Origin of the sequence: Actinoplanes oryzae, from assembly GCF_030757795.1 — a bacterium.
Classification (GTDB): Bacteria; Actinomycetota; Actinomycetes; order Mycobacteriales; family Micromonosporaceae; genus Actinoplanes.
The window spans coordinates 1-13,116 of record NZ_JAUQWH010000218.1 but is presented as its reverse complement, the minus strand read 5'-3'; the positions used below and the strand labels follow the sequence as shown (position 1 = coordinate 13,116).

General features: G+C 73.5%; 14 protein-coding genes and 1 pseudogene. 10 read left to right on the top strand and 5 right to left on the bottom strand.

The window, feature by feature from the left end:
- Positions 1–138 (top strand): annotated as a pseudogene (locus RBH18_RS39700) (DNA-binding protein WhiA); the annotation flags it as partial.
- On the opposite strand, the gene RBH18_RS39695 reads toward RBH18_RS39700, so the two are convergent.
- On the bottom strand, positions 139–1,323 hold the full coding sequence (locus tag RBH18_RS39695) for an MFS transporter (protein ID WP_306215672.1): 1,185 nt from the start codon (positions 1,321–1,323) through the stop codon (positions 139–141).
- A gap of 111 nt (positions 1,324–1,434) precedes the next feature.
- Positions 1,435–3,633: a beta-glucosidase family protein gene (locus tag RBH18_RS39690; protein WP_306215671.1), complete on the bottom strand. Its 2,199-nt coding sequence runs from the start codon at positions 3,631–3,633 to the stop codon at positions 1,435–1,437.
- 60 nt (positions 3,634–3,693) lie between these two features.
- On the opposite strand from RBH18_RS39690, the gene RBH18_RS39685 reads away from it, so the two are divergent.
- The 6 genes from RBH18_RS39685 to RBH18_RS39660 all read left to right on the top strand — a co-directional run bounded on the left by RBH18_RS39685 (position 3,694) and on the right by RBH18_RS39660 (position 8,336).
- Positions 3,694–4,293 (top strand): TetR/AcrR family transcriptional regulator, encoded by a 600-nt coding sequence (locus RBH18_RS39685; RefSeq protein ID WP_306215670.1) that lies wholly within the window; start codon positions 3,694–3,696, stop codon positions 4,291–4,293.
- Between the two features lie 168 nt (positions 4,294–4,461).
- Entirely contained in the window at positions 4,462–5,457 is a 996-nt protein-coding gene (gap, locus tag RBH18_RS39680) for a type I glyceraldehyde-3-phosphate dehydrogenase (protein WP_306215669.1), read from the top strand.
- 5 nt (positions 5,458–5,462) lie between these two features.
- Positions 5,463–6,659 carry a phosphoglycerate kinase gene (locus tag RBH18_RS39675; protein WP_306215668.1) on the top strand — a complete coding sequence of 399 codons (1,197 nt, stop codon included), beginning with the start codon at positions 5,463–5,465 and terminating at the stop codon, positions 6,657–6,659.
- Between the two features lie 32 nt (positions 6,660–6,691).
- Positions 6,692–7,456, top strand: a complete 765-nt coding sequence (gene tpiA / locus RBH18_RS39670) for a triose-phosphate isomerase (RefSeq protein ID WP_306215673.1) — start codon at positions 6,692–6,694, stop codon at positions 7,454–7,456.
- Between the two features lie 99 nt (positions 7,457–7,555).
- A complete protein-coding gene (gene secG, locus RBH18_RS39665; protein ID WP_306215667.1) occupies positions 7,556–7,810 on the top strand; it encodes a preprotein translocase subunit SecG in 255 nt (84 codons plus the stop codon).
- Between the two features lie 184 nt (positions 7,811–7,994).
- Positions 7,995–8,336, top strand: coding sequence for an RNA polymerase-binding protein RbpA (locus RBH18_RS39660; RefSeq protein WP_305786441.1), 342 nt, complete (start codon positions 7,995–7,997; stop codon positions 8,334–8,336).
- Positions 8,337–8,339: 3 nt separating this feature from the next.
- Here RBH18_RS39660 and RBH18_RS39655 read toward each other — a convergent pair whose 3' ends face one another.
- The 3 genes from RBH18_RS39655 to RBH18_RS39645 form a co-directional block, all read right to left on the bottom strand.
- Positions 8,340–9,905, bottom strand: coding sequence for a carboxylesterase/lipase family protein (locus tag RBH18_RS39655; protein WP_306215666.1), 1,566 nt, complete (start codon positions 9,903–9,905; stop codon positions 8,340–8,342).
- Positions 9,906–9,972: 67 nt separating this feature from the next.
- Positions 9,973–10,593 (bottom strand): response regulator transcription factor, encoded by a 621-nt coding sequence (locus RBH18_RS39650; protein ID WP_306215665.1) that lies wholly within the window; start codon positions 10,591–10,593, stop codon positions 9,973–9,975.
- A complete protein-coding gene (locus RBH18_RS39645) occupies positions 10,590–11,708 on the bottom strand; it encodes a sensor histidine kinase (RefSeq protein WP_306215664.1) in 1,119 nt (372 codons plus the stop codon). The genes RBH18_RS39650 and RBH18_RS39645 overlap by 4 nt, the downstream gene beginning before the upstream one ends.
- Positions 11,709–11,837: 129 nt before the next feature.
- On the opposite strand from RBH18_RS39645, the gene RBH18_RS39640 reads away from it, so the two are divergent.
- From RBH18_RS39640 to RBH18_RS39630, 3 genes are read left to right on the top strand one after another with little or no spacing between them, the layout of a single operon-like run.
- Complete coding sequence (locus tag RBH18_RS39640; protein ID WP_306215663.1) at positions 11,838–12,254, top strand: hypothetical protein; 417 nt, start codon at positions 11,838–11,840, stop codon at positions 12,252–12,254.
- On the top strand, positions 12,254–12,835 hold the full coding sequence (locus tag RBH18_RS39635; RefSeq protein ID WP_306215662.1) for an RNA polymerase sigma factor: 582 nt from the start codon (positions 12,254–12,256) through the stop codon (positions 12,833–12,835). The genes RBH18_RS39640 and RBH18_RS39635 overlap by 1 nt, the downstream gene beginning before the upstream one ends.
- Positions 12,832–13,083 carry a hypothetical protein gene (locus RBH18_RS39630; RefSeq protein WP_306215661.1) on the top strand — a complete coding sequence of 84 codons (252 nt, stop codon included), beginning with the start codon at positions 12,832–12,834 and terminating at the stop codon, positions 13,081–13,083. Before RBH18_RS39635 ends, RBH18_RS39630 begins: the two co-directional genes overlap by 4 nt.
- The last annotated feature ends 33 nt before the right edge of the window (positions 13,084–13,116 follow it).

The following is a 13,116-nucleotide window of genomic DNA, read 5'->3' as shown; positions in this document are numbered from 1 at the left end:
CTCGCCGACCCGCCGCTGACCAAGGACGCGATCGCCGGCCGCATCCGCCGCCTGCTCGCCCTGGCCGACAAGCGCGCCCGCGACCTCGGCATCCCTGACACCGAGGCCGCGGTCACCCCCGAGATGATGGCCTGCTGATCAGGCGTGGTGCGCGGGCCGGTTGAGCAGCACCCGGCCCAGCAGCAGCGTGCCCACGCCGGCGATCACGACGCTGAGGAGACCGGCGCGCAGGCTGGTGTGGTCGGCGACCAGGCCGACCACGGGCGGTGAGACGAGAAAGCCGATCCGCAGCACCCAGCTGACGACCGTGAGTCCCAGACCCGGCGGCAGCCCGGGCAGCTCGTCGGCGGTGTGCATCGCGGCCGGGACGAGCGTCGCCGTGCCCAGCCCGGCCAGCGCGAAGCCGAGCAGCGCCGTCCACACCGAGGGCACCAGCAGCGCGACCCCCATGCCCAGCGCCGCGATCGTGCCGCCGACGCGGGTGACCGTGCGCTGACCGAAGCGGTCCACCACCCGGTCGCCCAGGAGGCGGCCGGCGGTCATGGCCACCTGCAGGGCGACGAAGGCGAGGCCCGCGGCGGCGGCCGGGGAGTGCACCACGTCCGTCATGAAGAGGGCGCCCCACGAGGCGCCCGCGTCCTCGACGAGCGCCCCGAAGAGCGCCAGCCCGCCCAGCGCGGCGAGCATCCCGGCCGCGGGCCGCCACGAGCGGCGGGGCGTGGCGGCCGGGGCGTCCACGGGATCGGCGGAGTCGGCGCCGGGCAGCAGGAACCGGTACGCGACCAGCGCGATCACCGAGAACAGCACGCCCGAGAACGCGAGGTGCCCGAGCAGCGGCACGTGGAGACCGGCGGCCGCCGATCCCATGAGCCCGCCGAGGACGGCGCCGATGCTCCACACGCCGTGGAACGAGTTGACGATCGACCGGCCGTACAGGCGCTGCACCCGCAGGCCGTGGGCGTTCTGGGCCACGTCGACGATCGCGTCGCCGGCGCCGGCGACGAAGAGGACCGCGGCGAGCAGCCACCAGTGGGGGACCACGGCGACGAGCAGGAAGCCGGCCGCGATGAACGGGATGCCGAACGAGGCGGTGCCCGACGAGCGCAGCAGCCGGATCACCGCGGGCGCGAACAGCCCGCCGGTGAGCGCGCCGAGCGGGCCGGCCGCGAGGGCCGTACCGAGGAGGGCGTTGCTGATGTCGAGGCCGTCGCGTACCTCCGGATAGCGCGGGACGACGTTGGCGAAGAGCGCGCCGTTGGTGAGGAAGACGGCGGCGACGGCGGCACGGGCGTGCCGGAGCCGGCGGTCGGGGGCGGCGGACACAGCGGACAAGGAAACCCCAGGGAAGGAGGGGGCCGACAGGACACGGCGGAACAGCCCGCACGGCCCCGCACCGCGTGGCGGGGTGCGGAGCCACGCGGCGCGGCGGAGCGGTCAGTTGAAGCGGGCCACGGCTTCGTCAACCTCGGCGGAGCTGATCGGGAAACCGGGGAAGCGCGACAGTCGCACCATCGGGATCGCCCGCATCATCTGTCCGTGTTGCGGGTCGAAGAGCATCGCGCCGAAGCCGGCCGCCCCGAGCTGCTCCTTGAGCCATGCCCCGGCGCGCGGGTGGTCGAGGAACGCCTGGGCGGTGGACTCGGCCGACAGCGGCTCGGTCACGTCGTCACCCTCGAGGGTGATCGTGGCGGTCAGGCGGATGTCGCGGGAGGACGCGCCGACGCGGATGCCGAACTCGCCGCCCTCGACGGTCCAGCGGCGCAGCGCCGGGTGCCAGTAGGCGAACGCCCGCCGGTCGAGGGCGATGGTGACGGTCGCGGACTCGCCGGGCGCGAGGACCACCCGGGCGAAGCCGCGCAGCTCCTGCTCGGGGCGGTAGACCGAGGCGACGGGGTCGGTCACGTACACCTGGACGATCTCGGCCCCCGTGACCGGCCCGGTGTTGGTCACCGTCACGGTAACTCCGGAGGAAGAGGCGGACAGATCGCTGTACGCGAACGTCGTGTACGACAGCCCGTGCCCGAACGGGTACGACACGGGCAGCCGGTGCGCGTCGTACCAGCGGTAGCCGATGAGCAGCCCCTCGCCGTACCGGACGTGGCCGGACTCGCCCGGGAAGTTGCCGATCGCCGGGTTGTCCTCGTAGCGCACGGGGATCGTCTCGGCGAGCTTGCCGGCCGGGTTCGCCGCGCCGGTGAGCAGGTCCGCGGTCGCCGAGCCGCCGGCCTGGCCGAGCAGCCAGCCCTCGAGCACGGCCTTGGCCCGGTGCTCCCAGCCGGAGACGGTGACCGCCGAGCCGTTGGAGAGCACGACGACCACGTTCGGGTTGACCTCCGCGACGGCCTCCAGCAGCTCGATCTGGTCGGCGGGCAGGTCCATGTGGTCGCGGTCGTAACCCTCGGACTCGTAGGAGGGCGGCAGGCCCAGGAAGAGCACCACCACGGCGGCGGCGCGGGCGGCGTCGACGGCGGAGGGGACGGAGGAACCCGGGTCGAAGACGACCTTCCGGTCGCTGAGGGCCGCCGTCAGGAAGGAGAGCGCGTCGTCGACCCGCGTCGGGTTGACCTGGGACGAGCCGGCGCCCTGGTAGCGGGGCGTACGCGCGAACTCGCCGATGACCGCGACCGGGCCGCCGGTGGTGGCGAGCGGCAGGATGGCGTCGTCGTTCTTCAGCAGCACCGCGCTGGCGGCGGCCGCCTCCCGGGCGAGGGCGTGGTGCGCGTCGGCGTCGAAGGTCTGGCCGGGGCCGAGCGCGGGCAGCGCCCGGTCGAGCAGCTCCAGGACCCGGGTGACCGCGAGGTCGACGTCCTTCTCGGCGAGCGTGCCCGCGGCGACCGCGTCGAGGATCACGCGCGTGCCCCCGCCGCCCGAGGAGGGCATCTCCAGGTCGAGGCCGGCGTGCACGGCGGCGTCGCGGCGGTTGACCGCGCCCCAGTCGGAGACGACCAGGCCCTCGTAGCCCCACTCGTCGCGCAGGACGTCGGTGAGCAGCCAGCGGTCCTCGCTCGCGTACGTGCCGTTGATCCGGTTGTAGGAGCACATGACCGTCCACGGCTGCGCGCCCGTCACGACCCGCTCGAACGCCGGCAGGTAGATCTCGCGCAGCGTCCGCTCGTCGACATCGGCGGAGACCGTCATGCGGTCGGTCTCCTGGTTGTTCGCCGCGAAGTGCTTGAGCGACGTGCCCACGCCCTGGCTCTGCACGCCGGTGACCAGGGCGGCGCCCAGCTCGCCGGCGAGCTTCGGGTCCTCGGAGAAGTACTCGAAGTTGCGGCCGCACAGCGGCGAGCGCTTCATGTTGATGCCGGGGCCGAGCAGGACGGCGACCTCCTCGGCGCGGCACTCGCGGCCCAGCGCCTCGCCGATCCGCTCCAGCAGCGCCGGGTCCCAGGTCGAGGCGAGGCCCGCGGCGGGCGGGAAGCAGGTGGCCGGGACGCTGTCGTTGAGGCCGACGTGGTCCGCGGCGCCGGCTTGTTTGCGCAGGCCGTGCGGGCCGTCGGTGACCATGACGGGCGGGATGCCCAGGCGTTCGACGCCCTGGGTGTGCCAGAAGTCGGAGCCGTCGAGCAGGGCGGCCTTCTCCTCGAGCGTGAGCGCGGCGAGGAGGGCGGGGATGTCCAGTGACCGGGTCATTACCGAACTGTAACGCCGAAAACCTCCGCGCGGAAGTTTTCGTGACTTTACGATGGCGCGGTGACTGTGCAGCAGCGCCGCGGGGCGTACGAGAAGGGTCTGCGCCGCCGGCAGGAGATCCTGGATCGCGCTATCGAGGTCTTCGCCGAGCGCGGCGCCGAGGGCACCTCCCTGCGCGCCATCGGCGAGGCGATCGGGGTGTCCCACGCCGCGCTCAAGCACTACTTCGACTCGCGCGAGGAGCTGCTCATCGAGGTCTACCGCGCGGCCGAGGAGCGGCTCACCGCCGGTCAGGAGCCGGGGGAGACGACGGTGGTCGGCATCATGACCCAGGCCGCCCGGCGCAATCACGGGGTCCCCGGGCTCGTGCAGCTCTACTCGACGCTGGTCGCGAGCGCGCTGGAGGACGGCCACGAGCCGGCGCGCGCGTTCTTCTCCGCGCGCTTCAGCCACTTGCGGGACTTCCTGGCCCACCGGGTTGCGGCGGAGCAGGAGGCGGGCCGGATCCGCCCCGACATCGCCCCGCAGGCCGCCGCGGCGCTCATCATCGCGGCCTCCGACGGCCTGCAGACCCAGTGGCTGCTCGATCCCGGCGTGGACATCGAGGAGTCGCTCACGCTGCTGGAAACCCTGCTGTCTACCAGTACGTCCGTACCGTAAGAATGTAACGATCGGGTATCCCCCGAGAACATCTTCGTGACGGCCCTCGGCTAGGGTCTTCCGTGACGGCGACGCTGCCGGGTACCACGGCCGACGCGGGACAAACGAGGTCGGCACGAAGACCTCCGCCGGCGTTCCTCCGGCGGACCGAATTGAGGGGAACGACCTGTGACCATCCGGGTTGGCATCAACGGCTTCGGCCGCATCGGCCGCAACTTCTTCCGCGCGGCGCTCGCCTCCGGCGCCGACGTCGAGATCGTCGGCGTGAACGATCTCACCGACAACGCGACGCTGGCCCACCTGCTGAAGTACGACAGCATCCTGGGCCGCCTGCCGCACGAGGTGAAGGCGACCTCCGACGAGATCACCGTCGCGGGCAAGACCTTCAAGGCGTTCGCCGAGCGCGACCCCGCGAACCTGCACTGGGGCGACCTGGGCGCCGACGTCGTCATCGAGTCGACCGGCTTCTTCACCGACGCCACCAAGGCCAAGGCCCACGTGGACAACGGCGCGAAGAAGGTCATCATCTCGGCGCCGGCCAAGAACGAGGACATCACGATCGTGATGGGCGTCAACGACGACAAGTACGACGCCGCCCAGCACACGATCATCTCGAACGCGTCCTGCACCACGAACTGCCTCGCGCCGATGGCCAAGGTGCTCAACGACACGATCGGCATCGAGCGTGGCCTCATGACCACGATCCACGCGTACACGCAGGACCAGAACCTGCAGGACGGCCCGCACAAGGACCTGCGCCGCGCCCGCGCCGCCGCCCTCAACGTGGTCCCGACCTCGACCGGCGCCGCCAAGGCCGTGAGCCTGGTGCTGCCGGAGCTCAAGGGCAAGCTCGACGGCTTCGCGATGCGCGTGCCGATCCCCACCGGCTCGGCCACCGACCTGACCTTCCAGGCCGCCAAGGAGACCTCGGTCGACGAGGTCAACGCCGCGATCAAGGCCGCCGCGGACGGCGCCCTCAAGGGCATCCTCACCTACACCGAGGACCAGATCGTCTCGGCCGACATCGTCACCGACCCGGCCTCCTGCATCTTCGACGCCGGCCTGACCAAGGTCATCGGCAACCAGGTGAAGGTCGTCGGCTGGTACGACAACGAGTGGGGCTACTCGAACCGCCTCGTCGACCTGGTCAAGCTGGTCGGCTGAGCCTCGTGCGGACTCTCGACGAGCTGCTCGGCGAGGGTGTCTCGGGTCGGCGCGTGCTCGTGCGCGCCGACCTGAACGTGCCCTTCGACAAGAGCGACCCCACTGTCATCAGCGACGACGGCCGCATCCGGGCGGTGCTGCCGACCCTCGTCGCCCTCCGGGACGCCGGTGCCAAGGTCATCGTCGTCTCCCACCTCGGCCGTCCCAAGGGCGCGCCGGACCCGAAGTACACCCTCGCGCCGGTCGCGACCCGGCTGCAGGAGCTGCTCGGCTCCGCGGTCGTCTTCGCCTCCGACACCGTCGGCGAGTCGGCCTCCTCCACCGTGGACGCGCTGGCCGACGGGCACGTCGCCCTCCTGGAGAACCTGCGCTTCAACGCGGGGGAGACCTCGAAGGACGACGCCGAGCGCGGCGCCTTCGCCGACCAGCTGGCGGCCCTCGCGGAGTACTACGTCGACGACGCGTTCGGCGCGGTGCACCGCAAGCACGCCTCCGTGTACGACGTCCCGGCGCGCCTGCCGCACTTCGCGGGCGGGCTCGTGGTGCGCGAGGTCGAGGTGCTCCGCAAGGTCACCGAGAGCCCCGAGCAGCCGTACGTCGTCGTGCTCGGCGGTTCCAAGGTCTCCGACAAGCTCGCCGTCATCAAGGCGCTGCTGCCGAAGGTCGACAAGCTGCTCGTGGGCGGCGGCATGTGCTTCACGTTCCTCAGGGCCCAGGGCCACGAGGTCGGGAAGTCGCTGCTCGAGGAGGAGATGGTCGACACCTGCAAGGCGTTGCTCGCCGAGGCGCAGGGCCGGATCGTGCTCCCGACCGACGTCGTGGCCGCGACCGCGTTCGACAAGGACGCCGAGCACGAGGTCGTGCAGGCCGGCGAGATCCCGGCCGACCGGCTCGGGCTCGACATCGGCCCCGAGTCGGTCGTGCTCTTCAGCGAGTCGATCGCGGCGGCGAGGACGGTCTTCTGGAACGGGCCGATAGGCGTGTTCGAGCTGGCACCCTTCGCCGCGGGCACCCGGGGCGTGGCCGAGGCGATCACGAAGATCGACGGCTTCTCGGTGGTCGGCGGCGGTGACTCGGCGGCTGCCGTGCGCACGCTGGGTATCGACGAGTCCGGCTTCGGGCACATCTCCACCGGCGGCGGCGCGTCGCTCGAATACCTCGAGGGCAAGACCCTGCCGGGTCTGGCCGCGCTGGAGAGCTGACCGTGACCGGGCCGGAGCCCCGCACGCCGCTCATGGCCGGCAACTGGAAGATGAACCTCAACCACTTCGAGGCCATCCTCCTGGTGCAGAAGCTCGCCGCGAGCCTCACCGAGGAGCAGCTCACGTCGGTCGAGACCGTCGTGCTGCCGCCCTTCACCGACCTGCGCAGCGTGCAGACGGCAATCGACGGCGACAAGCTGCTGATCAAGTACGGCGCCCAGGACGTGTCCCCGCACAAGGGCGGCGCGTACACCGGTGAGATCTCCGGCGCCATGCTCGCCAAGCTCGGCTGCACGTACGTCACCGTCGGGCACAGCGAGCGCCGGCAGTACCACCACGAGGACGACGCCCTGGTCAACGCCAAGGCGAAGGCCGCGCTGGCCAACGACCTCACGCCGATCCTGTGCGTGGGCGAGGGGCTGGAGGTGCGCGAGGCCGGCGGTCACGTGGAGCACGGCACGGGCCAGCTGATCGCCGGTCTCGCCGGGCTCAAGGCCGACCAGGTCAAGAAGGTCGTCGTGGCCTACGAGCCGGTGTGGGCCATCGGGACGGGCAAGACCGCCACGCCCGAGGACGCGCAGGAGGTGTGCGGCGAGCTGCGGGCCGCCATCGCCACCAAGTACGACGCGGAGACCGCGGCCGTGGTCCGCATCCTCTACGGCGGGTCCGTGAAGGCGGGCAACATCGCCGCCCTCATGGCGCAGCCCGACGTGGACGGCGCCCTGGTCGGCGGTGCCAGCCTGGTCGCCGACGAGTTCGCCTCGATCGTCCGGTTCCGCGAGCACGTCAAGCGTTAGCACCATCGTGACGAACCGGTCGCCCCCTGGGGCGGCCGGTTCTTTGCTGGACCGCTATTGTGGGGTGCTTGCTGTGCCCTCGAGGAGGACTGTCCGACCATGCCCACCTGGTTCGCGTACACGTTGATCGTGTTGCTCTTCATCACCAGCATCCTGCTGACGCTGCTGATCCTGCTGCACCGCGGCAAGGGCGGCGGCATGTCCAGCATGTTCGGCGGCGGCGTCACCTCCAGCCTGGCCGGCTCGTCGGTCGCGGAGAAGAACCTCGACCGCTACACCGTGCTGGTGGGCATCGTCTGGTTCGCCTGCATCGTCGGCCTCGGCCTCTGGCTCAAGCTGGCGCAGGCGTCGTAAGAAACGAAACGCAGAGTTTACGTCCCGTTCCGCACTGTTCGTCGCTCCCTCTTCCTGAGGCGCTGCGCGAGTCGTAGACTTCCCGCGCGGTCCGGTCCTTCCGGGCCGCGCGGTTGTTTTGTCACCGCCATTCCCGCCGCCGTCCCTCCGGCGATGACGCCCCTCGACAGGCAGGAGTCACTCCGTGTCCAGTGGCAGTGCGATTCGCGGCAGCCGCATCGGGTCCAGCCCGATGCGCCCCGACGAGCGTAGTGAGCCCGCACCCCGGCGGGAGGTGACATACTTCTGCGCCGCGGACCACGAGCTGGTGGTGCGCTTCGCCGCCGACGTGGAGCCGCCCGACACCTGGGACTGCACCCGCTGCGGCCAGCCCGCGGGCCTCGACCGGGCCAACCCGCCCGGCAAGTCGCGCACCGAGCCGTACAAGTCGCACCTCGCGTACGTGAAGGAGCGCCGCTCCGACGCCGACGGCGAGGCCATCCTCGCCGAGGCCCTCGCAAAGGTCCGCCGCCGCCGCGGCGAATAGGTCTCAGGCCGGGACGGTCCGCCAGAAAGCACACTGGTGGGCCGCGGCGAGGTCGATCAGCGCCGGACCGTCCGGAGCCAGCCGCAGGGTGGTCGCTCCGGCGGTCAGGCGCGGCCACGCTGCCTCCTCGGCAGGCCTTCCGGTACGCGCGAAGGCCGCCCACCGCTCGACCATGCTGCCCGCGAGCCGGCGTTGCGCGTCGTCGTAGCGCGCCCCGGCGAGCGGCTGCCGCCCGGCCACCTCGAAGAGCATCGGCAGCTCCGACCCGTGCGATGCCCCGGCGGGGAATCCGGCGGGCAGGTCGGTGACGGGCTGCGCCCGCGGGTCGGCGAACTCGTACGTGTAGACGGGCATCGTCCCGGCGAGCGCGGTGGCCGCCGCGACCTGCGGGCACACCCACATCCGGTCGGTGAAGACCGCCGCCCAGGCCAGGGCGCCGTCCCCGGTGGCCGGATAGCGCCCCAGCACCTCGCCCGCGCGGTCGCCGAAGGCCCGGGTCATGAGGTCGGTGTGGCCGGCCGCGGTCCACTGCCACCCGGCCAGGGCGAAGAGGCCCGCGGTCAGGCGGTGCTCGTCGCGGGTCACCCCGGCCAGCACCGGTACGCGCGCCGCCGCGCCCGCGTGCAACGCCTCCCGCGGATCCCGGGGCAGCAGCGGCGTCCCGAAGGCGGCCGACCCGAACAACGGATACTGCTTGTCGAACGCCCGGTCCGGCAGCGCGCGCAGACACGCGAGTGAGTCGTCACCACGGCAGCCCAGCGCGGCCGCGGCGTCCTCGCTCGTCCGCTCGACGTCGGCCAGCGGGCGCCAGAAGCGGAAGCGCGGATTCCCGGTCGGCGACGAGTCCCGGGCGATCTCGGTGTCGCAGGACGCGCTCTGCAGGATCACCCGGTGGAACAGCCCGGCCGACGACGGCGCGGTCAGCTGGGCGCACGCCCCGATGGCGCCGCCCGACTGCCCGGCGAGCGTCACGCGGCCCGGGTCGCCGCCGAACCCGGCGATCTCGTCCCGCACCCAGCGCAGCGCCGCCTGCTGGTCGAGCAGCCCGTACGTGCCCGACCCGGCCACGCCACGCGGCGCGAAGAACCCGAAGACCCCCAGCCGGAAGTCCACTGTCACCACCACGAGATCACCCTGGGCGGCGAGCCGGGACGGGTCGTAGTCCACCCCGGCGCCCTCGCTGAACCCGCCGCCGTGCAGCCACACCAGGACCGGCTTGGGCCTGCCGCGCCGGCCGGCCGGGGCGGTGACATCGACGTACAAGCAGTCCTCGGAGGTCGCCGGCCGGGTGGCGCCCTGAGCGCAGGCCTTCTGGTGCCGGTCCGCCGGTCGCACGCCGGACCAGCGCCCGGGCGGTTGCGGGGGCGTCCAGCGGCGGTCCCCGGTGGGCGGCGCGGCGTACGGGATGCCCAGGTAGCGGTCCACGGCGCCGCTGTGCACGCCGCGGACGGTCCCGGCCGTCGTCTCGACGGTCAGCGGGTCCCTCGGCGGCGGCGCCTCCGCTTCCGCGGTGCAGGCGGTGCCGGCGGTCAGGAGCAGAGCGATCAGCGGCAGTGTCATGCGTCTCATGACTTCACCGTCACCCGTACGCACCCCGCCCGCGGCCGTCCATCGGCTGCGCCCAGTAGCCGATCGGCTATGGCAGCAGTCCCCGCCGATACCCCTGCGCGACCGCCGAGGCGCGGTCCCGGGCGCCCAGCCGCTCGTAGATGCCCGCCAGCGACGCCTTCACCGTCGCCACGCTCACGAACAGGGCCGACGCGGCCTCGTGGTTCGTCGCCCCGCCCGCGACCAGGCGTAACAACTCCCGCTCCCGGTCCGTCAACGGGTGCTCCGGCGGGTCGCTCAGGTGGCGCATCAGCCGGTCGGCGACGGGCGGGGACAGGACGCGCTCGCCGCGCGCCGCCGCCCGTACGCCCTCGATCAGCTCGGTCCGTGCAGCATCCTTGAGCAGGTAGCCGGCCGCGCCGCTCGCGACGGCGGCCACCACGTCGTCCTCCTCGCCGTACGTGCTCAGCACCACCACCCGCACGGCCGGCGCCACCTCGCGGAGCCGGCGGATCGCGCCCACGCCGTCGAGACGCGGCATGCGCAGGTCCATCAGCACGACGTCGACCGGGTGCGCGGCGACGTAGGCGAGCGCCTCCTCGCCGTCGCCCGCCTCCCCGACCACCGCGAAGTCGCCGAACAGCCGGCGGAGCCCGTCGCGGTAGACCGGGTGGTCGTCGACCACGAGCACGTGCAGCTCGCCGGTCATGGTCCCGCCCCTCCTGATCGCGCGGGTAGCTCGACCCGGACGGCGGTGCCCGCGCCGGGCGCCGACTCCACCTCCAGGGTGCCGCCGAGCGCGGTGACCCGGTCGCGCATGCCGGTCAGCCCGAAGCCGCGGCCCCGGACCGGCTCCCGGGGCGCCCGGAAACCGGCGCCGTCGTCGCGGACGTCGAGCACCACGCAGCCCGTGCGGCGGGACAGGGTCAGCTGCACGCGTCCGGCGCCGGCGTGTTCCGCCACGTTGGCCAGTGCCGACTGGGCGACCCGGTACACCGCCGCGGCGACGTCCGGGGTCACCAGCGGCGCCGGGTCACCCGTGAACGACGCGGCGATGCCGGTGCGCCCGGCCCAGTCCCTGGCGAGGCGGTCCAGGGCCACGGGCAGCGGGACGCCGTCGAGGGCGGCGGGGGTGAGGGCGCGTACCGTGCGGCGGGCCTCGCCGAGCCCGCCGCGCACCAGCTCGCGCGCCCGGGCCACCCGCTCGTCGGAGTCCTCGACGCCCTCCAGGAGCACGGCCGCCGCGCTCAGGTCCTGGGCGAGGGTGTCGTGGATGTCCCGCGCGACGCGCCCGCGCTCGTCCTGGCGGCCCGCCGCCTCGGCCTGCTCGACCAGCTGCCGCTGCAGCGCCGCGTTGGTGGCGAGCGCCGCCTCGAGCTGCCGGTGGGCGCGGGCGAGCACCACGCCGGCCACCAGGAGCGGGGGAAGCAGGCTCAGCAGGACGAGGGTGGCCGCACCGGAGAGCCCGGTCTGGGCGACGGTGAGCAGGACAGCGCCCCCGACGGACCAGCCGAAGGCCCGCCGCGCCGGGAAGAGCAGGAACGCGTGGACCGCGACGACCCAGATCCCGAAGCCGGCCCACGGGTCGGCGACCAGCGCCGTGGCGGCCAGCGCGAGCAGGCCGGCGTAGTAGCGCGGCCGCAGCCGTGGCCGGCGGTCGAGGACCGGGGTGGCGGTCGCGGCGGCGAGCAGCCACAGTGCGAGCGCGCCCCCGGCGGCCACGGCCCCGGACGTCACCGTCGTCGCGGACAGGCCCAGCGCGCTGGCTGCGGCGACTGTCGCGGCCGCGAGCCAGGCGGTCCGGCGGAACACCGAGCGCTGCACCCCTCCACCATCGCCGACGATCGGGCCCGCCGCACGGTGTGACGGGTGTCACTTTCGGGCGGCCAACCGATCGGGGGGCCGCGCGTCCCTCCTTGCGAAAGCTTCCGTGATCGTGAGGAGATCGACCCGATGAAGATGCCCGTACGCCTCGGACTGTGCGCCGCCGTCGCCGTGGGTGGTGTGGCCTTCGCCGCCGCCGCGTTCGCCGACGAGTCCGCGCCGAAGCCGGTGCCGTCCCCGGTCGCCACGGTGTCGCCCATCCCGGACTCGCCGGCCGCCTCCCCGGTGCCGAAGTCGCCCGCCGCCTCCCCGGTGCCGAAGTCGCCCGCCGCGTCGCCGGTGCCGGACAAGCCCGGGGCGTCGCCGGTGCCGAAGTCGCCCGCCGCGTCGCCGGTGCCGAACAAGCCCGGGGCGTCCCCCGTGCCGAACAAGCCCGGGGCGTCGCCGGTGCCGAAGTCGCCCGCCGCCTCGCCGGTGCCGAAGTCGCCTGCTGTCTCGCCGGTGCCGGGCACCGGTTACAAGCCGACCGCCGCCGCGGGCCGCTGATGCAGGCCGCCGCCGCCCTGCCGCCGCTGCTGCGCTGGCTGCGTTCGATCCTGCCCGGTGCCACCCAGCCCCGCGGCGCGGGCAGCCCCGGCGGGGTGCCCGCGATCAACCAGCTCTATCACGCGCGGCGGCTGCGGCTGGTGCGGCTGGCGGTCCTCATGGTGGACGACCTGGGCACGGCCGAGGACATCGTCCAGGACGTGTTCGCGGCGCTGCACCGGCGGCACGGGCCGGAGCTGCGTGACCTCGCCGACCCGGACGCGTACCTCACCACCGGGGTGCTCAACGCGGCCCGGTCGGCGCTGCGCCGCCGGCGGACGGCCCGGGCCTATGTGCCCCCGCCCGCCGGCACCGCGCCCGCCGCCGAGGACGAGGCGCTGCTGGGCGAGCAGGACCGCGAGGTGCTGGTCGCGCTGCGTGCGCTGACCGTGCGGCAGCGCCAGGTGGTGGTGCTGCGGTACTGGTCCGAGCTGTCGGAACGGGAGATCGCCGAGGCCCTGCACATCTCGCCCGGCACGGTGAAGTCGACCGCCAGCCGGGCGCTGACCATCCTGCGCGGGCTGCTGGGAGGCGACCGATGAGCACCCTGGAGGACAGGCTGCGGTCCACGCTGACCGCGCGCGCCGAGCTGGTCACCGCCGAGCGGCTGAGCCCGGCGGTGCCCCCGACCGCGCAGGCCCCGGTGCGCTCGCGCCGGCCCGCGATCCTCGCGGTGGTCCTGGCGACAGTGGCGGTCGCGCTGGTCGCGGTCGTCATGCTCACCCCCGATCCGGTACGCCGCCCCGCGCCGCAGCCACCCGCCGGTCCGGTCCCGTCGCCGTCGGTTTGAGCTGATGGAGCGTTTCGGCCCCGGGGAGGCGTA